Source organism: Clostridium sp. D43t1_170807_H7 (genome assembly GCF_015555905.1).
GTDB lineage: Bacteria > Bacillota > Clostridia > Clostridiales > Clostridiaceae > Clostridium.
The window spans coordinates 1-22,108 of the sequence record NZ_JADNLK010000008.1 but is presented as its reverse complement, the minus strand read 5'-3'; the positions used below and the strand labels follow the sequence as shown (position 1 = coordinate 22,108).

Genomic DNA, 22,108 nt, shown 5'->3' with positions numbered 1-22,108 from the left:
TTAAATTGTAAAAAGGAGATTTTCACATGGCTAACACATTCAAAATAACTGAAGACTTATTTTGGGTAGGAGCTCTTGACCCAAACTTAAGAATTTTTGACATAATAATGGAAACAAAATTCGGTACATCTTACAACTCTTATCTTTTAAAAGGCTCTGAAGGTATTGCCTTATTTGAAACTGTGAAAGAAAAATTCTTTGATGAACATTTAGAAAAAATTCGTTCAATAATAAATTTAGAAGATATAAACTATGTTGTTGTAAATCATACAGAACCAGATCATGCTGGCTCAGTAGAAAAAATACTAGAATATGCACCAAATGCAACTGTTGTTGGATCTGCTCTTGCTATTAAATACCTAAGTGAAATTATTAACAAACCATTCAAAAGTAAAATTGTAAAAGATAGTGAGACTTTATCTTTAGGAAACAAAACTTTACAATTTATTAGCGCTCCACAATTACACTGGCCTGATACTATGTACACATATGTAATTGAAGATGAAACATTAATTACTTGTGACTCTTTTGGAGCTCATTATTGTGATGATCGTATCTTAAAAAGCTCTATAGAAGAGGATAAAGAAGAGGATTATGTTGAAGCTTATAATTATTACTTTAGAATGATTATGGGTCCATTCAAACCATTTATGCTAAAAGCAATGGATAAAATTAAAGACTTAAAATTAAATTATATTTGTCCTGGACATGGTTTAGTCTTAGATAACTCAAACATTGAAAAATTTATGAATTTATATAGAGAATGGTGTCAACCTGTAAAGAGAGAAAAACAAAGTATAGTTATTCCTTATGTAACTGCTTATGGATATACTGAAACTATTGCTGAAGCTATAAAAAGAGGAATTGAGGCAGCTAATTTTGATGTAGACATATTAATGTATAATTTAGTAACTGCTGATATGAATGAAGTACTAAAGGAAATTAATGAATGTAGTGGTTTATTACTTGGTTCTTCTACTTTACTAGCTGATACTTTACCTCAAATCTGGACTATTTTATCTTCATTAAATCCTGTAATTCATAGAGGATTACCTGCAAGTTGCTTTGGTTCTTATGGTTGGAGTGGTGAAGCACTTAAAAATATAAATGAAAGATATAAACAATTAAAATTAAATATTGTTTCTGAACCACTAGGAATACTATTTAAACCTAGTGAAGAAAACTTAGAAGCTGCTTATAATTTTGGTTTAGATTTTGCAAAAAAAGTTTTAAAATAAATAAAAATAAGGAAGATGTTTATTAATTACATCTTCCTTATTTTTATTTAATCAAATTATTCTTTTATCTTTCTAAAAAATTTTGTAACATCCATTATTAATGATGCTATTATAGCAAATCCTAAGCAAATTCCAAATTGCACCCATCCAAAAGTTTCTGGAATATTAAATATTCCTCTGACTCCTGGTATCAATACAATAGAATATAAACATAAACATACTACTATTGCTCCAATAGCATATTTATTTTTGAATATACCTAATTTTAATACAGGTATATAATTTGATCTAGCAGGTAATGTTTGAAATATTCTTGCTAGAGTTACTGTTGAGAAAGCCATTGCAGCCCCTAGATCTGGTGAAGACAAATCTCCCACATATTGAGCTATTATTACTATAACTCCAATAATACAACCTCTTAAGATTACATCTTTTAATGTTCCTCCTGCAAGTATTCCTTCGTTTATATCTCTTGGTTTTTCCTTCATTACATTAGGTTCTGGTGCTTCTAATCCTAATGCTATTGCTGGTAATGAATCATTTATTAAATTTATAAATAATAATTGCAATGCAGTAAATGGATTTGGCCAATTTACAAATACAGCAAATAATATTGCAATTATCGCTCCTAAATTTCCCGCAAACAGATATGTAATTGCTTTTTTAATATTACTATAAACTGTCCTTCCTACTTCTATAGCAGATACTATTGTTGAAAAGTTATCATCTGTTAAAATCATTGCAGCTGCATCCTTTGCAACATCAGTACCACTTCCCATACCAATACCTATATCAGCTTGCTTTAATGCCGGTGCATCATTAACACCATCACCTGTCATTGCAGTAATATATCCTTTTTCTTGCCAAGCCTTAACTATACGAATTTTATTTTCCGGTGAAACCCTTGCATATACAGTAATATGTTCTAGTTTATTTTTAAGTTCTACTTCTGATAATGAATCAAGTTCTTGACCTGTTAATGCTATATCGCCTTCTGTCATTATTCCAATTTCCCTTGCAATTGCTGAAGCTGTTGTTTTATGATCCCCTGTTATCATTACTGTCTTTATTCCTGCACCAATAGCCTCTTTTACAGCATCATAAACCTGCTCTCTCGGAGGATCTATCATAGCCATTAATCCAACTAAAGTCATTTCTACCTCATCTTCTAAACAAGGAACAAAATTATCATCTGGCACATCCTTTATAGCAAAAGCTAATACTCTTAATGCTCTATTAGAAAATTCTTCATTAACTTTTTTATACTGAGCTATAATTTTATCATCTATTTCTACTATTTCACCATCATTCAATGCATATTTTGATCTTGAAAAAACAACATCTGGCGCTCCCTTAGTAAACATAATTGCATTTCCATTGATAGAATTTACAGTAGACATTAATTTCCTATCAGAATCAAAAGGTATTTCGCTTAATCTATCATATTTCTCTCTTAATTCTTTATAGTCTATATCTCTTTTAGTTGCAAAATGAAGAAGTGCAATTTCTGTTGGATCTCCTATTTCCTTTCCGGCTTCTGTTATTTCTGAGTCATTACATAATGTAGATGATAAATTTATTGCTTCAACTTGATCAGAATCATTTCCTTTTTTCTCAACTTCTTCTTTATTTACTCCATACATAAAGAAATCAACAACTGTCATTTTATTTTGTGTCAATGTACCTGTCTTATCTGTACATATAACGCTAGTTGAACCTAATGTTTCTACTGCAGGCAATTTCCTTATTATAGCTTGTTTCTTTGCCATATCTTTTGTTCCTACTGCAAGTACAATAGTTACTATTGACGATAAAGCTTCTGGTATAGCTGCTACAGCAACCGCTATAGCAAACATAAAAGAATCAAATATTAGCATGCTCATATTGTTTCCTGAAATATAACCTCTAATTACTTGAACTATAAAAATTAGAGCTGCTAAAATCATTATTATTATTCCTAACTTCTTACCAAAATCATCAAGTTTAGCTTGGAGAGGTGTTTGTTTATTTCCTGCAGTTTCTAATAATGTAGCAACCTTTCCTACCTCCGTATTCATACCTGTTGCTGTAACTACTAAAGTTCCTCTTCCATAAACAACAGTAGCACCACTAAAAACCATATTTCTTTGGTCACCAATTCCAACCTCTTCTCCGATCTTATCACTATGCTTTAGTACAGCTTCTGCTTCACCAGTTAGCATTCCTTCAACAACTTTAAGTGTTTGTGCTTCAATTATTCTTCCGTCTGCCGGTATATAATCTCCTGCCTCTAAAAATACTATGTCTCCTACTACTATATCTCTAACTGGAATAGTTTTTTTCTTTCCATCTCTAAGGACTTTTGCATTAGGTGATGATAATTTTTTTAAACTATCTAAGGAGCTTTCTGCCTTTCTTGTTTGAGTTACACCTAGCACAGAATTTAAAATTACTACAACAAATATAATAATAGATTCAACAAATTCACCCAAAAATATTTGAACAATTGCTGCAATAAGCAATATTATTACTAAAGGATCCTTAAAGCTCTCCAAAAACATTTTCCAAATAGGAACTTTATCAGACTCTTTTAATTCATTAGGACCATTTTTCTCTAACCTATTTTTAGCTTCTTCTTCCGATATACCATTTATTGAGCTTTTTACTTCTTTTAATACATCTGAATACTCTTTTTTATAATGCATCTTAACTCCCCTTTCTTCTATTACTTCTAATATAGTATTTACTATAATTAGAAATTATATTAGCAATATTAAGACTCACTATCTATAAATAATATTATTTTAAACTTCCAGATCTAATTATTGATATCAATAACCATAAACCTAAAATTGCAGAAACAAAATATCCTCCCATTCCAATAACTGATATTCCATATATTTTAGGATCTGGATTTGTATTGATTATTAAGGATGAAGCAACAACCATTCCTGCTATAACTAAAGCAAATGCTAATCTATTAACCATTTTATTTAATACATCTATATATTTATCCTTATCCTCTAGTACAATATTTACTTTTCCTCTTCCTTTAATCAAAGTATCTGATAAAGCTACAAACTTTGATGGTATATTTAAAGTATCTCTTGTTAGTTTATATCCCTTTAATAAATAATCATTTACATCAAATTCCGATAAGAAATACTCCTTATAATAATCTTTAACATATGGAATAACTAAGCTTATAATATTAAGCTCTGGTGAAAGTTCTGTCACTAATCCTTCAACAATTACCATAGTTCTTATTAGCATCGTAAAGTCACTTGCCAACCTTAAGTTATTTCTCTTTGCAATAGATGATATTTCTTGAAATAGAACCGATATTTTTATATTCTTTAAAGATGTAGTATAATAATTTCTAAAAATATACTCTATATCTTTATATAGTATTTCTCTATCAACTTTTCCACTCTTTATTCCTATACTCATAACAAAGTCTGTTAGCTTATCTATATCTTCATTTGCTACAGCTGCAATGGCATTATTTAATTCACGTTGCTTTTCATCAGATAACTCCCCTACTATTCCAAAATCAATGAAGCATATTTGTCCATCCCTTATTAATATATTTCCTGGATGGGGGTCTCCGTGAAAAAATCCATCTTTTAATACTTGTTTAAAATACGAAACTGTTAACTTTCTTGCTATATCTTCTTTATCATAACCTAGTATTTCAATAGACTTTCTATCATTAATTTTAAATCCTTCTATATTCTCTAATGTTAAAACCTTATTTCCTGTATACTCATTTATTATATATGGTGCATATATACATGGTATATCTTTGTTTAAATTCTTGAATTTTTCTATATTTGCAGCTTCAAAATTAAAATTTAACTCTTTCTCAGTAGATAATTTAATCTCCATCAAAATTTCTTTAGGATTTACCACAGAATCTTTAAAGATCTTACTAAATTTTTCACTTAAACTTAATAAAATATCAAAATCCATATTCATTTTTTCTTTAATATTAGGTCTTTGAATTTTTATTACTATATCCTTTCCACTCTTTAATATACCTCTATATGCTTGTGCTACAGAAGCTGATGCTATTGGATTTTTATCTATAAATAAAAATTCATCTTCTATTTCTTTAGAAAATTCATTATAAAATACTTTAGCCATTTCTTTAAAGTCTTCTGCTGGAACATTATCTTGTAATTTTGATAATTCTACTATATATTCTTCATGAACTAATTCTGGTCTTATACTTAATATTTGACCAATTTTAATAAATGTTGGTCCTAGCTCTTCAAAGGCTTTTCTAAGATTTGCAGGGGAATTTTTTATTTTATCCTCCTTTTTACCTAAAAGATATCCTAATCCATAATTAGTAAATACTCTTAATATTTCTTTAAATCTATTAACAGAATTCCCCTCCATTACTTACCTCCAATATAAACTTCTATTTCTTCTCTTCTTTATTCACTAACTTTTCCAACTTATAAACTCTAGCTTTTAACATTTCATATTCATCCCTTAAAACATAATTATTAACTTCTATATTATCATTGCCTGTATTTGAAAAATTCTCGTTTTCCTTTGTCTTTTCTTTAAATGTTCTTTTTAATTCTTCCCCTAATTCTTTTCCTTCATCTATTGTTATCTTTCCCTTTTTCACAAGGTCATCTACTACTTCTGTTGCCCTTTCATATGTGCTCGCTACAGCTCCTACACCAAATAGTAAAACTTTTTTAATTTCATCCATCATTTTTAACCTCCACATTTAATTATAAATAATTTTTCTTATTTTAATTATTTACAATAATCTATTTTTTATATCTAATATATACTTATGTAATTAACCTTAAAATATATTCTTAGATAGAATAAAAGTTAGCTAGCGCTAACTTTTATAATACTTTATTCAATCTTTACATCTCCTGATACACTAGCTGTATTTTCTAACTTAAAAGAATCTTTATTTTTTTTATCCTTAAAATAAATATTTCCTTCAATCTTGGTATCATCTAATATTAATCCATCACTCTCAACGTATATATCTCCTTTAATTTTACCTCCCTTAATAGTTGTATCATTGCTTTTTATGACTAATTTGGGAACACTTAAAGTATAATTATTAATAACATTATTACTATTATCTATATAGAATAAGTTTAACTCTCGCCCTACATGACTAACTTTATTCACTTCAGTAGTATCTGTCTTTGAAAAGTCTCCTTCTATTGTAAGCTCATTATTAGCCTCAATATCATTTTTTATAGTTATACTATAATCTTCTTTTAATGCTATAGCTAACTCTTCTTCATTTACAACCATTAATGTTCCTTCAAATTCATCCTTTTCCTTATTTCCTTCAATTTCATTTTCATTCAAGCTTTCATTTATTTTATTATTAACTTCATTACATCCTATAAAAAGACTTATTACTAATAAATATAGTACTGTGTAAAGTTTAACTTTCATTAAATTTATCCTCCTAAATTATACTTGAGATAAAATTAAACTTCTTAGTCATTACTTTTATTTTTCCTATATAATCATCATTTATTCTAATTATATAATTGATATTTTATTTGCTAAAAAAAACAGTAATTACAATTAACTAGCAACTGTCAAGTAGACAAAATGCTGTTAACAATATAATTACTGTTTTCTATTATTTATATTAAATTCTATAACCTAGTGCTCTTAACAATCGCCTATAGCTGGCCGCTTTTACCCCTTTTTTATAACCTGCTTTATATGCAACTCTCATTGCTGCTCTTGCTCCAGCCTCATATCCATCATTATATCCATCACTTTTCCCTTTCAAATAATACTTTTGGTGTTCTTTATCTTCTTTATCTTCTTCAAATGTACAACCATCATAATTTGAGTTATTATCTGAATTATCTACCACATCATAATCATAATAATTATAAGTGTATCTACAAGTATCATGTGAATTTGTATCTTCCTGCGAATCACAATATTGATAATAACAATTATTATTCTCTTTTGAACTTATATCCTCCTCTGAGTTGCAATAATTATTATTATCTTTGCAATTCTCTTCTGAAGTTATATCCCTCTCTGAATCACTATAATGATCACTATCTTGGTAATCTTCTTGTGAAGTTATATATCTCTCTGAATTACAATGTTGGCAATTACCTTCATAATCATCCTCAGAGATTATAAAATTTTCTGAACTATGGCTATCCTCATAAGATTGTTTTTTATTATCTGAATTCATATACTTTTCTGAATAAATATATTCATCATTATATCTATGATATCTTTCTGATGAATTATCTTCTTCATCATTTTCAAAAAATCTTCTGTCCATAATTATATCTCCTTTGAATATTTTTATAATTCATTATATGAACTATAAAAAATAATTGCTATTCTAAAAAGAAAATATTAAAACACCTAAAAAATAATTTCATGAGAATTAATACTATACATTTTCAACTACACAGTTGTACTTACCTTTCGTAAAGCATACTCCATAGCGCTTTGAAGGTTGCTACAGTTCTTACCACCACCTTGAGCCATAAATTTACTTCCTCCCCCTCTACCATCAATTAAGCTTATTGCATCTTTTAATAAATCACTCATTGATATAAAATCAATATTTTTAGATGATGCAAATATTAAGTTAGCTTTATCTTCAGATTTTATTGCAAACAATGCAATCATATTATCATTTAATGTAATTTTCTCTGCAATTTTAGATATATACTTTATATCTCCGCCATCATATATTTTGCTTACTACAGATATATTACCTACTTGCTTTGCTTCTTCAATCATTTCTTTAATTTGATAATCCCCAATCTCCATCTTAATTATTCTATTCTCATCTAGGGCATTCTTTAAATCATTTGAAAGTTTATTTACTGAATTTATTGCATCATCCTCGCCACAATTTAAAAATCTGCAAATTTTATTTCTAAATTCATCTTTTTTAAAATAATCATTTATTGCTCTTTTTCCTGCTAAATATTCAATTCTTGTAGCACCTTTATGTTTTTCCCATCTTTTAACTTTTATTGCTTGAACATCTAATGTTCTACTAGGATGCACTCCACAACATGCATTAATATCTAAATTTCCTATCTTTACTATTCTTATTTGTTCATCTGTATTAGGCAAATCTCTTCTTATCTTTATTTTTTTCAATTCTTTTTTAGATGGAGTTAAAAACTCAACCTTTATATTTTCTTGTATTACTTCATTTGCCATTTTTTCTGCTTTTCTAATAGTTTCTTCATCTAGATGACCTTGAATATCTACAGTACTAATTTCTTTGCCTACATGAACACTTACTGTATTAGCATTAAATAATGTAAAAAAACATCCTGATAAAATATGTTGCCCTAAATGTTGTTGCATACCATCTAATCTTCTATCCCAATCAATTTTACAATTTACTCTATGTATTTTTATTGGCTTTGTTTCTGTTATATGATATATTTTCCCATTTTCTTCGATAACATTAATTACTTTATGGTTATCTATATATCCTAAATCACAATGTTGTCCTCCTCCCCCTGGGAAGAAAGCTGTTTTATCTAATTTTATATAATATAAATTATTTTTATCCACTATCTCTGTTATTTCAGCTACAAATTCTTTTAAATATTGATCTTCATAATATATTTTTTCCATTATTTTACCTCCAAAGTAAAAATTCATTACCTTTTTTTAAATTTTATATTAGTCTTTCTTATGTTTCAATATATTTGCATGCACTTTCTATTTTTTCCCAAAAATTTGTGTTATAATATATTTATATTTACAATATATCCATTTAAATTCTTATAATATCTCATAAATTACATTAATATGCAAGAAATTTGACATATAAAAATATCTATAGTATATATAATTAAACATTATACTTTTTAATTTTATCATGGAGGTGAATGTTTCTGTTTAAAAGAACTACATCTTGTGTTTTAGCAACGACAATATTGTTATCGTCTCTAAGTACTATTACACCATATGCTACTACACCACAAGATACAATTAACGAAAATTTATCAAAATATAAACAACTTGATAGTGAAATTTTAGCTTTAGACTCCAAGATAGAAGAATTAAACACGGAAATAGCTACTATTAATTCTAAACTTACTGAAAACAAAGAAGCTATTACTTCTATCGAAAGTCAAATTCAATCTACAGAATCTAAATTAGAACAAACAAAAGAAGAAATTGAACAAGCTCAAATAACTCTAGATAACAGAGTAAGAAATATGTATAAAACTAATATATCTTCAAATATGATAGTTAGTATTATAACATCAACTAGTATCTCAGATTTATTTTCTAGAATTCAAGCTATATCTAAGATAATTTCTACTGATAAAAAAATTCTTATTGATATAAATGAAAAAAAAGATTCATTAAATAAAGATATAGAAACTTTAAATACTAAAAATAATGAATTAAAGACTTTGCAAACAACTATAGAAAATGACTTAAAAATAGTAGAAGAAAAGAAACAAGAGCAAGAAGAATATTCTGATAAACTAAATGAAGAAAAAGAGGCTGTTTTTGCTGTTATAGAGGAGAATGAAAAAACTTTAATTTCAAAACCTTTATCTATCGCCAACTCATCAACTGCTTCTGCATCTGAATTACAAAGTGCTATTGATACCTTAAACTCTTATATTCCACTATTAAATAGTTCAATAACTATTAACATGGCTAAAGAAGGTATTAGTAATGCTAAAGCAAGAATATCCGAACTTAATAGACCTACAGTCCCAACAACTAGTACTGAAGTTGGTACTGCAATAAAAACCTTAACAATGGAATCTACTGCCTATTATGGACATGGTATTACGGCTTCTGGATTAAAACCAGTTAGAAATCCTGATGGTATCAGTACCATTGCTGTTGATCCTAATGTAATTCCACTTGGTACAAAAGTTTACGTATCTGATTATGGTCTTGCAATAGCGGCTGATACTGGTGGTGCTATTAAGGGAAATATTATTGATGTATTTCTTAATACTCACGAGGAGTGTATATCATGGGGAAGAAGACAAGTTACTGTACAAATATTAGAATATCCATGATAATTATTAAATTATAGACAAGCTTTAAAAATGAAGGAGGAGAAGATGCTATTCTGTGTTCTCTCTTCCTTCTACTTAATTAATACCCATATTCTTCATTAAGTAATAATACAAAGATTCTATTTGGTACAGGCTTTCTTATTACTGTATATTCACGGCAAATTCTTTCAGGACTACTACAGTTCATACACTTTCCAGTAACTGTACATGGCGTTTTCTTATCTAATCTTTTTGCATTTGCTGGTGCTGCAAAATTCTCTACTCTAGAAATTGCTTCATTAATATCTTTTACTATTTTATTTACTCCTGCAATAACTATTACCTTATCTGGACCATAAAGCATTGCAGCAACTCTATTTCCGTTACCATCTACATTATATAACTCACCACACTCAGTTATTGCATTAGTACTTGTAAAATAAGCATCACAAAAGAAACTTTCTCTATATATTTCCTTTATTTCTTGTTGAGTTAATCCCTCTTTATATCTATCTAACAATTCATATCTTCCATTTCTTAAATGTTCCATAACCTTTGTTTGAAATAACGTCATAGAACCACCAAAACTAACTTTACTCCCTACATCAACTAACTCTTCTATTTTATTAATCAGTTCCTCATGCGTATTAATTAAAAAACTTTCCATATTATTTTTTCTTAAAGATTCTAAAGTTCTATTTATTTTAACCTCATTTACCCATTTTATATTACTATCCATTTTAATATTTCCCTCCATCATCATCTTATGTATTAATTCTAAACTAATATTTATTATAATCCAATAATAATATAATTCATTTTTTCTTATTTATGTTATTATATTTATTATATTTCACTTTTAGAGAGGTTTGGAGTTATGAATTGGATTGAAGCCATTAAAAATTATATTCCATATAATGAGCAAGAAGATAAAGATAAAGATTTAATTATGGAATGTATAAACAAATTTGATAATATCTTAACTAGAGAAAATATAATAGCACATATAACTAGTTCAGGTTATATTGTTAATAAAGACCGAAGTAAAGTATTAATGATTTATCATAATATATACCAAAGTTGGGCTTGGACTGGTGGCCATGCTGATGGTGATTGTAACTTGCTTCATGTAGCTATTAAAGAAGCTAAAGAAGAAACTGGTCTTAAAGAAGTTAATCCTGTTATGAATGAAATTTTAGGTTTAGATGTTTTAACTGTTAATGGTCATATAAAAAATAATAAATATGTATCTTCTCATTTGCACTTATCCATTGCTTATCTTTTAGAAGCAAATGAAGAGGATGAATTAATTATCAATGAAGAAGAAACTAGTGGCGTTAAATGGATACCAATTGATGAACTTAGTATTCACTGTAACGAACCTTATATAGTAAAAACTGTTTATAATAAATTTAATAAAAAAATTAAAGAGCTTAGTTTATAAAACTAGCTCTTTAATATTAAATAGATACTTTTTTTATTAATCTTGTGCTAACTTCTTATAATTTTCTAATCTTTCCTTAGCATCCTTTTCTGTCTTATCAAATAATTCTTCTGCTAATTCTGGGAATACCTTAGCTAAAGCTGCGTATCTAACTTCTCCCCTTAAGAAATCCTTAAAGTCGGCTTTTGGATCTTTAGAATCTAATGTAAATGGATTCTTTTCTCCTTTAAGAGTTGGATTATATCTATAAAGATTCCAATATCCACAATCTACTGCTTTCTTTTGTTCATCAGGAGTATTACTCATACCATTCTTAATTCCATGACTAATGCATGGTGCATAAGCAATTATTAATGATGGACCATTATAGCTTTCAGCTTCCGCAATAGCTTTTATAGTTTGATTCTTATCTGCACCTAAAGCTACTTGAGCTACATATACATATCCATAACTCATTGCCATCATTCCTAAATCTTTTTTCTTAGTTCTCTTACCTGATGCTGCAAATTTTGCAATTGCTGCAGTTGGAGTTGATTTAGACGCTTGACCTCCAGTATTAGAGTAAATTTCTGTATCAAATACAAGAACATTTACATCCTCATTACTAGCAAGGACGTGATCTAATCCACCATATCCAATATCATATGCCCAACCATCTCCACCAAATATCCATTGTGATCTCTTAATGAAGAATTCTTTATCTTTCAATATTTCTTTTGCAATTTCATCGCTACAACCTTGTAAAGCAGCTTCAAGTTTTTCTGCTCTTTCTCTTGAACCATCGCCTATATCCTTATTATTTAACCAATCTTCCATTGCTTCTTTTGCACTAGTACATAAATTTTCATATAATGCTTTCTTAATATTTGAGGCTATTCTTTCTCTTATTGTTTTAACACCCATGAACATTCCAAGTCCATACTCTGCATTATCTTCGAATAATGAGTTAGCCCATGCTGGTCCATGGCCATTTTGATTCTTTGTATATGCAGTTGAAGCACCTGAAGATGCCCAAATAGAAGAACATCCTGTTGCATTAGCAATTACCATTCTATCTCCAAATAATTGAGTAACTAATTTAGCATATGGAGTTTCTCCACATCCTGCACATGCTCCTGAGAATTCTAGAAGTGGTTGTTCAAATTGACTACCTTTAACTGTATTTTTATTCATAGGATTCTTTTTATTTTTAATACTTTCTACTGAGTAATTCCAAGCTTCTATTTGATCATGTTGAGAATCAAATGGCTTCATTATTAATGCTTTTCCTGGCGCTGGACAAACTTCTGCACAATTTGAACATCCTGTACAATCTAATGGAGTTACACCTATTGTATAGAAATAAGGTTTTTCACTTTTAACTCCATTTGCCTTCAACTTCTTAAAACTTTCTGGAGCATTATTCACTTCTTCTTCAGTTGATAAGAAAGGTCTTATACATGCATGTGGACATACATATGAACATTGATTACATTGAATACAATTTTCTGGTATCCATTCAGGTACATTAACCGCAATTCCCCTCTTTTCATATGCTGTAGTTCCATGCATGAATGTTCCATCCTCAATATTATTGTTTACAAATGCTGAAACTGGTAACTTATTACCTTGTTGCTTATTTATAGGTATACATATATCTCTAACAAAGTCTGGAACGGATACTTTTTCCTCAACTTTCTCATCCTTTGCATCCTTCCAACTGTCAGGAACATTTATCTTTACAACTGATTCAAGGCCTTTATCAATTGCGGCATAGTTCATATTTACAACTTTTTCACCTTTTTTACCATAAGATGTTACTACAGCATCTTTTAAATATTTAATAGCTTCATCAACTGGTATTATATTAGCAAGCTTAAAGAAAGCCGCTTGCATTATCATATTAATTCTTCCACCAAGTCCTATTTCTTGTGCTATCTTAACTGCATTAATTGTATAAAAATTAATATTATTTTCAGCTATATATTTCTTCATTTCCGCTGGTAATCTATCATTTAATTCCTCTTCATTCCAAATAGTATTTAATACAAATATTCCATTTTTTCTTAATCCTTCAAGTACATTATATGAATATACATAAGATTGATTATGACATGCTACAAAATCTGCCTTATCTATTTCATAATGTGACTTTATCGGATTCTTTCCAAATCTTAAATGTGAAATAGTTATACCACCTGATTTTTTTGAATCATATGCAAAATATCCTTGTGCATACATATTAGTATGATCACCAATTATTTTTATTGCACTCTTATTTGCTCCTACAGTTCCATCTGATCCAAGTCCCCAGAACTTACATGCTGTTGTTCCTTCTATAGCTACATCTATTTCTTTATTAGGTTTTAATGATAGATTTGTTACATCATCCTCTATTCCAATAGTGAATCTATTCTTAGGATGTTCACTATTTAAATTTTCATATATTGCTGCTATATCAGAAGGATATGGATCTTTAGATCCTAAACCATATCTACCACCAATTACTTTAGGTGCATTATCCATTTCACTAACAGCTCTTAGTACATCTAAATATAGAGGTTCTCCAATTGAACCTGGTTCTTTAGTTCTATCTAAGACTGCTATTTTCTTAACAGACTTTGGTATAGCATTTAATAATCTTTCTATACTAAAAGGTCTATATAGTCTAACTTTAATTAGTCCAACCTTTTCTCCTTTATTTCTTAAGTAATCTATGGTTTCTTCTATAACTTCACTTACAGCTCCCATAGATACAATAATTCTATCAGCATCAGGGTCACCATAATAATCAAAGCAATGATATTCCCTTCCTGTTAATTCAGTAATCTTACTCATATATTCCTCAACTATTGCAGGAATATCATCATAATATTTATTTAAAGATTCACATAATTGAAAATAAACATCTGGATTTTGAGCTGTTCCTCTAGTAACTGGATGATTTGGGTTTAATGCATTTTTTCTAAAATTATTAAGTGCATCATAATCTATAAGCTTTCCTAATTCATCATATTCCAATAACTCTATCTTTTGAATCTCATGAGATACTCTAAATCCATCAAAAAAATTAACAAAAGGCATTCTTGCTTTAATTGCTGTTAAATGTGCTACTGGTGATAAATCCATTACTTCTTGTACTGACCCTTCTGATAGCATTGCACATCCTGTTGCTCTTGCTGCCATAACATCTTGATGATCACCAAAAATACTTAATGAAGATGTTGCCAACGCTCTTGCTGCAACATGAATGACTGCTGGTAATCTTTCTCCAACCATCTTATACATATTCGGTATCATTAATAATAAGCCTTGTGATGCTGTATATGTAGTTCCTAATGCACCGCTTTGTAATATTCCATGAAGTGCTCCCGCTGCACCAGCTTCTGATTGCATTTCAACAACCTTTACTGTTTGATTAAAAACATTTTTCCTTCCTTGAGCAACCCATTCATCTATATGTTCTGCCATAGGAGATGAAGGTGTTATTGGATAGATTGAACTTACTTCTGTAAATGCATATGAAACATAAGCAGCAGCAGTATTTCCATCCATGGTCTTCATTTTTCTCATAGTTTTTCCTCTCTTTCATTAATTCTGCAAATCATATTGTGTTTTAAACTTTTACCACATAAATTTTTCACTCTTTAATAGTATTTAAAAAATAAAAAATATTATGTATTTTTAACGAAAGAGTTTTTACCTTTTTTTGTATTTATATATTGACTGTATAAATTTTAAGAATTATACTAATAATATAGTAATAAAATATCTACTATTAATATCGCGGGGTGGAGCAGCTGGTAGCTCGTTGGGCTCATAACCCAAAGGTCATAGGTTCAAGTCCTATCCCCGCAACCAAAAAAAGAATGTCTTAATGACATTCTTTTTTTATTTAAATCCCTCTATTTTTTACTTTAACTTGTAATGATTCAATTACATCTAAAGCTTTTTCATGTAAATCTTCATCAAAACTTGCACACAGTGATGCATCCACTAAAATATCTGCATTTATATATTGTGATTGGAATGTTACTACATTACTTACTACACATATGTTAGTTACAACACCTACTATTTCAATATATTCTATATCCTCTCCTATTCTTTCAACTAATTTAAGCATCTGTTGTGGCGAAATTCCAAAAGAATATTTATTTATATGAATAGTATTTATATCATCTTTAAACTCTTTTAATCTTCCATATAACTCATGTCCTTTAGTATTACTTATACAGTGAGATACAGGTAAGTTTTTACCTTCTCTTGTATTTAAATACTCATTAGTATGTGTATCATATGTAAAAACTACATTATATCCCTCACTTAAATATTTTTTAACTTTATCGTATATACCTGCTTCCAATTCTTCTGCTTTTTTAAACCCCAAAGCCCCATTAACAAAGTCGTTTTGATAATCAATTACTACTAATAATTTTTTCATAAACCATCCTCCATTTAGTTTATACATATATACTAATAAATTTATTCTATTATACTAATAATTTTACTCTATAATTTTACTTCTGTATATACAGCATTTTAGTTTTATATATAATTTACTAAAAGTTTCATGTCCATTTTTATTAAAATTTTATGTTAATTTACTATTTTTCCTTTAATAAATCACTAATATTATATATAATGGAAAAGTAGTTAAATTAAATATAGTTATAATGGAGGTAATTTGATGGAATTTTTAGAAATTATTAAAGCCATAATTCTTGGTATCGTCGAAGGTATTACAGAATGGCTTCCTATTAGTAGTACTGGTCATATGATTTTAGTAGATGAATTCTTAAAACTAAATGTTTCTAAAGAATTTATGGATATGTTTTTAGTAGTTATACAACTTGGTGCTATTTTTGCAGTTATTTTATTGTATTGGAAGAAAATATTCCCTTTTAAATATAATAACGGAATTAAAATAGAAAAAGATACATTAATAATGTGGGTTAAAATACTAATTGCATGTGTTCCAGCTGCTATTGTTGGACTGTTATTTGATGATCAGCTTAATGAATTATTCTATAACCCTACAACAGTTGCTGTAATGCTAATCTTATTTGGTATTTTATTTATAGTTATAGAAAACTATAATAAAGGTAAAAAACCTAAGATTAATAGTTTAGCTGAGATAACTTATACAGTTGCAATTATGATAGGTCTTTTCCAACTTATCGCTGCTATTTTCCCTGGAACTTCTCGTTCAGGTGCAACTATAGTTGGAGCATTATTAATTGGTGTATCTAGAACTGTAGCAGCTGAATTCACTTTTTTCCTTGCAATTCCTGTTATGTTTGGGGCTAGTGCTTTAAAACTTGTTAAATTTGGACTACAAACGGGATTTGTAATGACAGGAAGCGAGTTAACAATACTATTAGTAGGTATGATTGTAGCATTTATAGTATCAATACTTGCTATTAAATTCTTAATGTCTTATATCAAAAATAATGATTTTAAAGTTTTTGGTTGGTATAGAATTATATTAGGTGTAATTGTACTTTTATATTTCTATGTTATTAGATAATTATACATAAAAAGGGACTGCTATCTAGCAGCCCCTTTTTTATGGATTTTCTTCTAATATAATTCATATATATCTGAAAATTCTATATGTATTTTTTGCACCAATGGTTTATTATCTACATCAATTATTTTATTATCATTTTCATTTTCTTTTTCTTTTTCAATCCTAACATTAGGCAGTTTAACAACAAATTCACTACCTTTTTTAGTTCCTTTTTCTAAATATACCTGTCCATCATGTAATTCAACTAAAGATTTAACCAAGGCTAATCCTATTCCACTACCCTCTTTTTTTCTATTAAAGGATTTATCCTCTTGTACAAACCTTTTAAATATTTCTTCTTGAACTTCCTCTGATACACCCACTCCATCATCTTTAACTCTTATAGTAACATATTCATCATCTACATCCATTAAAACAAATATATTACCATTATTATTAGTAAACTTAACAGCATTTGAAAGTAAATTTAAAATAACTCTCTCTATACTCTCTGGATCACATCTTATTTCTAGTTCTTCAATGTAAGTATCAAATAATACATTAATATTTTTAGATTCAACATATGGAACAATTGATAATATTATATCTTCAACTAAGCTAACAATCTCATAATTAACAAAACTAAGATTCATATAGCCAGAATCTATTTTTGTCATATCTACTAAATTATTAACAAGTCTTAATAGCCTATAACAGTTTTGCTTTATAGTATTATCATATTTATTATAGGCATTCCATAATGCACTTTCACTATCCTTTTTGTTTATGTCTAATAATTGAACACAAGAATAAATTATATTTATTGGGGTTTTTATTTCATGTGATAAATTTGCAAAGAATTGTCCTTTTGCTTTTTCAACCTCTTTTATTTCTTTATATTTTATTTTTAACTTTTTAAAATCACTTACTTGACTATTTAGTCTAGCACTTTCTTCAATTCTTCTAACAATCTCAATATATATACCAACGAGTAATATAAGATAAGCTATAAAAGTTAATACTTTATTATACTCAAGAACTTTATCATTACAATCCTTAAATATAGAAAAATAAAAAATTCTTCTAACTGTAAATATACTAATAGTTGTTATAAAAATTGTATATATAAATTCTCTTTTTCTCATACATCTTATTGCCAATAAAGTTAATAATACTGCATAATAAATTAATATTTTAATCTGAAATATATTCCAAATCAATCCATTCTTTTCAGGAAAAAATGTATTTACTCTAAATTTTATTTCTATATATGTACCAATAATATTAATTATTAATACTAAAATTACTGAAGTTCTCTTTTTCTCAATAATTTTCTTTACATATTTACTGTCATTAAAAATTGCAATAGTTAGTAAAAATATTCTAAAAATGAAAGGAAAACTTATCAAATGTTCTGATATTCCTACACTTACAACAATATAATTTACATAAATATATTCAATAAAAATACTTATATAGGATAGCGTCAAGATAAAAAATTCGTTATTCCTATACATATAGTAATATAACAAACAACATGGAATTGCTATTATTCCTATAATTATATTAATCGAATTTAAATCTTCAAGTATTGGTAAAGAATTTATTTTATTAACGTCAATTACCCTTATTGCTACAAGTGTACACAATAAAAATACTATAGTAGATATAAGCATATAAGTAATATACTTTTTACTTTTTTCTTCATATTTCTCAGTTTTATTCATTTTTTCATTCCTTTGCCCCATTTTTCTTTATTTTTCGATTATTATTCCTCACAATCTTACCATAAATTATATCATTTTATCTATATTTAAAAAAATTAATTTCACTTTCTCTATTAAAATTACTTTTTCGTTATATAAGAAAATTTTATCCATATTGCATATAATATTGTAAACAATAACTTAAGTGATTTTATGAATAACCTTATTGAATTAAATGATTGTGTTTTACTTGGATCTGGAGCTGAAGGTAGCGTCTATTTAACCCCAGAAGGATTTGCCTTAAAACGCTTTAATACAATAAAAGCTGCAAAAAAAGAAGTAACTATCCTTGATAATGTTAAAGATAGTCGTTTTTTCCCTAATGTAATTATTAGAATTAGTAATATAGTAATTAGAGAGTATGTAGAAGGAGATAATTTATCACAATATCTTAAATCTAACGGATTATCATACTCACTTACTATAGAATTAATTGATTTAATTGAAGATTTAAAAAGATTAAAATTCAAACGAATTAATATTAGAAATGCTCATATCTTCATAGATAAAAATGAAAAATTAATGGTCATTGATCCTAGAAAACCATATACAAAAATTACTCCTTATCCAAAGGATATAATTAAAATACTTGTAAAACTAAATTTATTTGATACTTTTTTAAAAAATTTATTATTATATAGACCTGAATTGCTAGATTACTGGATTGACGCTCATAATTTCGTCATCCATAACTACAGGCACCTCCTAAGATACTCTTAAGTGCATCATCGCGTTAATGCCGTGATGCTGAAAATTAAATCTTATATCTGCAATTTTTAAATGAACCCCTATAAAGTTCTGCTATATTTTATCTAAAAAATAATTAACTAAAAATACCTTACATTTAATAAAATATTCTTAATTTAAAAGATAACTATACTATCAAAATAATTTATAGCACAAAACATTAACTATAAAAAGGGACATGTTATAAGCAAATACATGGAAAAAGAAAAAATTAAATATTAATTTGGAGGGAATATTGAAATTAAGCCGTAGAATTTAATCTTTGTGAAATTGAACTTGCGTAAAGAAGTTGTATTGAAGCGTCAGCGGCTTTTACAACTTTAGTAAGTTCACTGGAACAAAGATATAAATTCTAGGCGAAAATTTCACCCTTCCCGGAAAATAAATATTTCATTTTTTTCGCTCCATGTAGTGCGTAATTTAGTTATTTTGAGATCTTTTCAAATAGATTTATAATTTCATCTATTTTCTCATCTCCATTACTATTTAAAATTGCATCTTTTACACAATGATCTAAATGTCTTCTTAAAATTTCTATATTAGATTTTTTCAATAATGATTGAACTGCAATTATTTGATTAGATATATCTATACAATATCTTTCGTCTTCAATCATTTTAATTATTCCTTCAATTTGCCCTTTTGCTATTTTAAGATTTTGAATCGCTTTTTTTCTTTCTTCCATAATCTCCTCCGTTATTACCACCCCTCAGGGGAGTATGTTTATATTATAAAAAAATTTTTTTATAAGTCAATATATTATTATTGTTCATCCTTATTATTTTTTTATCCAAGTTTTTATTTCTACTTATACCTTTATTTTTCAGACATAATTTATTTTCTATAGCAAAAAATAAAGATATATTATTTAAAGAGGTGAATTATATGAGTAAATGTCCTACAAAATCTGATCCAAGTTGCAAAGATTATGCAGAAAAAGTTAAAAATAAAGCTAATGAAAATACTCCTTTTGAAATTGATAAACCTACCAAACATTATTAATCAAACTTAATTTATTTTTAATATAATTTTCAATGCAACAAAAAGCTTCTAGTATAATATGCTAGAAGCTTTTTATTATTTATTTCTATTATTTATTTTTATAACTATCTACTAACATCATAAAGAATTTAAATAATACTACTGATATTATACCTGTAGTAATATATAATTGTATTCCTGATATTTGCTTAACAATATTTCCAAAAGTCTCATATCCTTGACCTGTTAAATATGCTGCCATTTTAGTTGAAGCTACTATTCCTATAGCCATAGGGAAAGTAAGCCCTGCAAATCCTGGATGGAATACATATGAGAAGAATTTTGGTAATTTAATTAATATAAATATTAATGCACAAATTACTGCAAAGTATAAATAGTATACTATAAATTTATTAGGTGTTTCAATAAAGTTAAGGTAACTTACTAAACAAAGACTTGATGGTGCAAGTACAATTGCTTGAGTATGGAACATTGGATCTTTTAATTCATGCTTTGCTAATCTATAAATCATAAATGGTATTATAATTGTAAACACAGCAATTCCATAATAAACAACTATTTTTCCTATTAAAGGCTCATTCATTACTCCTCCAACAACTGTTGAAACCATAATACCATTATAAGTAACAAACCAACTTGGAACAAAAGTTTGCATATTAACGCCTTTTAAAACATTTCTATATGTAAAAATCAAAATATGTATTGCATGTAAAATTAATCCTGCAAACCATAATGTTTTACCAAACACTGGACTTGCATTATAAAAATAACTACCTAAAAGCATAGTTATCATTGTAAATCCTGCATAAAGAGATGCTGGTACAGTATTAGAGTATTCTTTCATACAAGTTTTAGGATATACAACTATTTTAGTTATATAAGCTATTAATACTAGAACTGTAGCCCATGCAGTTATATGTCTTATCCAAGTATAACCCATGTTTAAATAGACATTTGATAAAGTAAATGCACCTACCATTGTTGGTAAAATTGGAACCGGTAGGTTTTCAATTTTTTGTAATAATGATTTATTATTCATAATTCCTCCTAAAATAATAATAATATAAGTTCTCTCTATATATTGTGCATTTATATGGAGTTTAATCTATTTGTTAATTTTTTCACTTTAAAATCAACAACTTCACCCAAACTCTCGCAAGCAATTCAAATTATATATAGATTTTATTATTCAGTATGTGATTTTTATCACAATCTTATTAATTTTTGAATTTTTTTTTAAAATTTATTTTTATTTTTTCCTTAATATTTATGTTAATACTATTTATACCAACCATTAATATCAATCGAGTAGGAGGAAAATAATTGTTTTATTTTCCGTCCTCTCAGTCGAGTAAGTAAGAGGAATTTCACCCCAAACTTCTCACAGAACCGTACGTGAAAGT

At 27.7% G+C, this 22,108-nt stretch carries 17 protein-coding genes and 1 tRNA gene; 6 read left to right on the top strand and 12 right to left on the bottom strand.

Annotated elements, in window-relative coordinates; all coding sequences use genetic code 11:
• The first annotated feature begins 26 nt into the window (after window positions 1-26).
• On the top strand, window positions 27-1,238 hold the full coding sequence (locus I2E98_RS06550) for an FprA family A-type flavoprotein (RefSeq protein WP_195468163.1): 1,212 nt from the start codon (window positions 27-29) through the stop codon (window positions 1,236-1,238).
• 56 nt (window positions 1,239-1,294) lie between these two features.
• Here I2E98_RS06550 and I2E98_RS06545 read toward each other — a convergent pair whose 3' ends face one another.
• From I2E98_RS06545 to I2E98_RS06520, 6 genes are all read right to left on the bottom strand, one after another.
• Window positions 1,295-3,922: a calcium-translocating P-type ATPase, PMCA-type gene (locus I2E98_RS06545; RefSeq protein WP_195468162.1), complete on the bottom strand. Its 2,628-nt coding sequence runs from the start codon at window positions 3,920-3,922 to the stop codon at window positions 1,295-1,297.
• A gap of 94 nt (window positions 3,923-4,016) precedes the next feature.
• Window positions 4,017-5,621, bottom strand: coding sequence for an AarF/ABC1/UbiB kinase family protein (locus I2E98_RS06540; protein WP_195468161.1), 1,605 nt, complete (start codon window positions 5,619-5,621; stop codon window positions 4,017-4,019).
• Between the two features lie 22 nt (window positions 5,622-5,643).
• Window positions 5,644-5,946 (bottom strand): aspartyl beta-hydroxylase, encoded by a 303-nt coding sequence (locus I2E98_RS06535; protein ID WP_195468160.1) that lies wholly within the window; start codon window positions 5,944-5,946, stop codon window positions 5,644-5,646.
• Window positions 5,947-6,101: 155 nt separating this feature from the next.
• Window positions 6,102-6,665, bottom strand: a complete 564-nt coding sequence (locus tag I2E98_RS06530; protein WP_195468159.1) for a hypothetical protein — start codon at window positions 6,663-6,665, stop codon at window positions 6,102-6,104.
• A 202-nt stretch (window positions 6,666-6,867) separates the two neighbouring features.
• Window positions 6,868-7,530, bottom strand: coding sequence for a hypothetical protein (locus I2E98_RS06525; protein WP_195468158.1), 663 nt, complete (start codon window positions 7,528-7,530; stop codon window positions 6,868-6,870).
• Between the two features lie 128 nt (window positions 7,531-7,658).
• A complete protein-coding gene (locus I2E98_RS06520) occupies window positions 7,659-8,858 on the bottom strand; it encodes a DHHA1 domain-containing protein (RefSeq protein WP_195468157.1) in 1,200 nt (399 codons plus the stop codon).
• 257 nt (window positions 8,859-9,115) lie between these two features.
• Here I2E98_RS06520 and I2E98_RS06515 point away from each other — a divergent pair, with 257 nt between their 5' ends.
• On the top strand, window positions 9,116-10,276 hold the full coding sequence (locus I2E98_RS06515) for a 3D domain-containing protein (RefSeq protein WP_243250995.1): 1,161 nt from the start codon (window positions 9,116-9,118) through the stop codon (window positions 10,274-10,276).
• A gap of 79 nt (window positions 10,277-10,355) precedes the next feature.
• On the opposite strand, the gene I2E98_RS06510 is transcribed toward I2E98_RS06515, so the two are convergent.
• On the bottom strand, window positions 10,356-10,994 hold the full coding sequence (locus I2E98_RS06510) for a lactate utilization protein (protein ID WP_195468156.1): 639 nt from the start codon (window positions 10,992-10,994) through the stop codon (window positions 10,356-10,358).
• A gap of 138 nt (window positions 10,995-11,132) precedes the next feature.
• On the opposite strand from I2E98_RS06510, the gene I2E98_RS06505 reads away from it, so the two are divergent.
• A complete protein-coding gene (locus I2E98_RS06505) occupies window positions 11,133-11,699 on the top strand; it encodes an NUDIX hydrolase (RefSeq protein WP_195468155.1) in 567 nt (188 codons plus the stop codon).
• A gap of 36 nt (window positions 11,700-11,735) precedes the next feature.
• Here the strand turns inward: I2E98_RS06505 and nifJ are convergent, their stop codons facing one another.
• Entirely contained in the window at window positions 11,736-15,251 is a 3,516-nt protein-coding gene (gene nifJ, locus I2E98_RS06500) for a pyruvate:ferredoxin (flavodoxin) oxidoreductase (protein ID WP_195468154.1), read from the bottom strand.
• 212 nt (window positions 15,252-15,463) lie between these two features.
• On the opposite strand from nifJ, the gene I2E98_RS06495 reads away from it, so the two are divergent.
• Window positions 15,464-15,539: transfer RNA gene (locus tag I2E98_RS06495), tRNA-Met, on the top strand.
• A gap of 34 nt (window positions 15,540-15,573) precedes the next feature.
• On the opposite strand, the gene I2E98_RS06490 is transcribed toward I2E98_RS06495, so the two are convergent.
• The gene (locus I2E98_RS06490; protein ID WP_195468153.1) at window positions 15,574-16,122 is read right to left on the bottom strand and encodes an isochorismatase family cysteine hydrolase; all 549 of its coding nucleotides are present in this window, start codon (window positions 16,120-16,122) and stop codon (window positions 15,574-15,576) included.
• A 246-nt stretch (window positions 16,123-16,368) separates the two neighbouring features.
• Between I2E98_RS06490 and I2E98_RS06485 the strand changes: the two genes are divergently transcribed.
• Complete coding sequence (locus I2E98_RS06485; protein ID WP_195468152.1) at window positions 16,369-17,208, top strand: undecaprenyl-diphosphate phosphatase; 840 nt, start codon at window positions 16,369-16,371, stop codon at window positions 17,206-17,208.
• 53 nt (window positions 17,209-17,261) lie between these two features.
• On the opposite strand, the gene I2E98_RS06480 is transcribed toward I2E98_RS06485, so the two are convergent.
• Window positions 17,262-18,917 carry a HAMP domain-containing sensor histidine kinase gene (locus I2E98_RS06480; RefSeq protein WP_195468151.1) on the bottom strand — a complete coding sequence of 552 codons (1,656 nt, stop codon included), beginning with the start codon at window positions 18,915-18,917 and terminating at the stop codon, window positions 17,262-17,264.
• A 192-nt stretch (window positions 18,918-19,109) separates the two neighbouring features.
• Between I2E98_RS06480 and I2E98_RS06475 the strand changes: the two genes are divergently transcribed.
• Window positions 19,110-19,676: a serine/threonine protein kinase gene (locus I2E98_RS06475; protein ID WP_195468150.1), complete on the top strand. Its 567-nt coding sequence runs from the start codon at window positions 19,110-19,112 to the stop codon at window positions 19,674-19,676.
• 451 nt (window positions 19,677-20,127) lie between these two features.
• On the opposite strand, the gene I2E98_RS06470 is transcribed toward I2E98_RS06475, so the two are convergent.
• Both I2E98_RS06470 and I2E98_RS06465 read right to left on the bottom strand, forming a co-directional pair.
• Window positions 20,128-20,391: a metal-sensing transcriptional repressor gene (locus I2E98_RS06470; protein WP_133014666.1), complete on the bottom strand. Its 264-nt coding sequence runs from the start codon at window positions 20,389-20,391 to the stop codon at window positions 20,128-20,130.
• Window positions 20,392-20,793: 402 nt separating this feature from the next.
• The gene (locus tag I2E98_RS06465) at window positions 20,794-21,744 is read right to left on the bottom strand and encodes a TDT family transporter (protein WP_195468149.1); all 951 of its coding nucleotides are present in this window, start codon (window positions 21,742-21,744) and stop codon (window positions 20,794-20,796) included.
• Between the last annotated feature and the right edge of the window lie 364 nt (window positions 21,745-22,108).

What these genes read in the sequence shown, in the direction of transcription:
- I2E98_RS06535 (WP_195468160.1), bottom strand. Translation starts at nt 5,946, where the DNA reads ATGGATGAAATTAAAAAAGTTTTACTATTTGGTGTAGGAGCTGTAGCG.
- I2E98_RS06540 (WP_195468161.1), bottom strand. Translation starts at nt 5,621, where the DNA reads ATGGAGGGGAATTCTGTTAATAGATTTAAAGAAATATTAAGAGTATTT.
- I2E98_RS06475 (WP_195468150.1), top strand. Translation starts at nt 19,110, where the DNA reads ATGAATAACCTTATTGAATTAAATGATTGTGTTTTACTTGGATCTGGA.
- I2E98_RS06510 (WP_195468156.1), bottom strand. Translation starts at nt 10,994, where the DNA reads ATGGATAGTAATATAAAATGGGTAAATGAGGTTAAAATAAATAGAACT.
- I2E98_RS06490 (WP_195468153.1), bottom strand. Translation starts at nt 16,122, where the DNA reads ATGAAAAAATTATTAGTAGTAATTGATTATCAAAACGACTTTGTTAAT.
- I2E98_RS06480 (WP_195468151.1), bottom strand. Translation starts at nt 18,917, where the DNA reads ATGAATAAAACTGAGAAATATGAAGAAAAAAGTAAAAAGTATATTACT.
- I2E98_RS06505 (WP_195468155.1), top strand. Translation starts at nt 11,133, where the DNA reads ATGAATTGGATTGAAGCCATTAAAAATTATATTCCATATAATGAGCAA.
- I2E98_RS06525 (WP_195468158.1), bottom strand. Translation starts at nt 7,530, where the DNA reads ATGGACAGAAGATTTTTTGAAAATGATGAAGAAGATAATTCATCAGAA.
- I2E98_RS06485 (WP_195468152.1), top strand. Translation starts at nt 16,369, where the DNA reads ATGGAATTTTTAGAAATTATTAAAGCCATAATTCTTGGTATCGTCGAA.
- nifJ (WP_195468154.1), bottom strand. Translation starts at nt 15,251, where the DNA reads ATGAGAAAAATGAAGACCATGGATGGAAATACTGCTGCTGCTTATGTT.
- I2E98_RS06530 (WP_195468159.1), bottom strand. Translation starts at nt 6,665, where the DNA reads ATGAAAGTTAAACTTTACACAGTACTATATTTATTAGTAATAAGTCTT.
- I2E98_RS06550 (WP_195468163.1), top strand. Translation starts at nt 27, where the DNA reads ATGGCTAACACATTCAAAATAACTGAAGACTTATTTTGGGTAGGAGCT.
- I2E98_RS06520 (WP_195468157.1), bottom strand. Translation starts at nt 8,858, where the DNA reads ATGGAAAAAATATATTATGAAGATCAATATTTAAAAGAATTTGTAGCT.
- I2E98_RS06465 (WP_195468149.1), bottom strand. Translation starts at nt 21,744, where the DNA reads ATGAATAATAAATCATTATTACAAAAAATTGAAAACCTACCGGTTCCA.
- I2E98_RS06515 (WP_243250995.1), top strand. Translation starts at nt 9,116, where the DNA reads ATGTTTCTGTTTAAAAGAACTACATCTTGTGTTTTAGCAACGACAATA.
- I2E98_RS06545 (WP_195468162.1), bottom strand. Translation starts at nt 3,922, where the DNA reads ATGCATTATAAAAAAGAGTATTCAGATGTATTAAAAGAAGTAAAAAGC.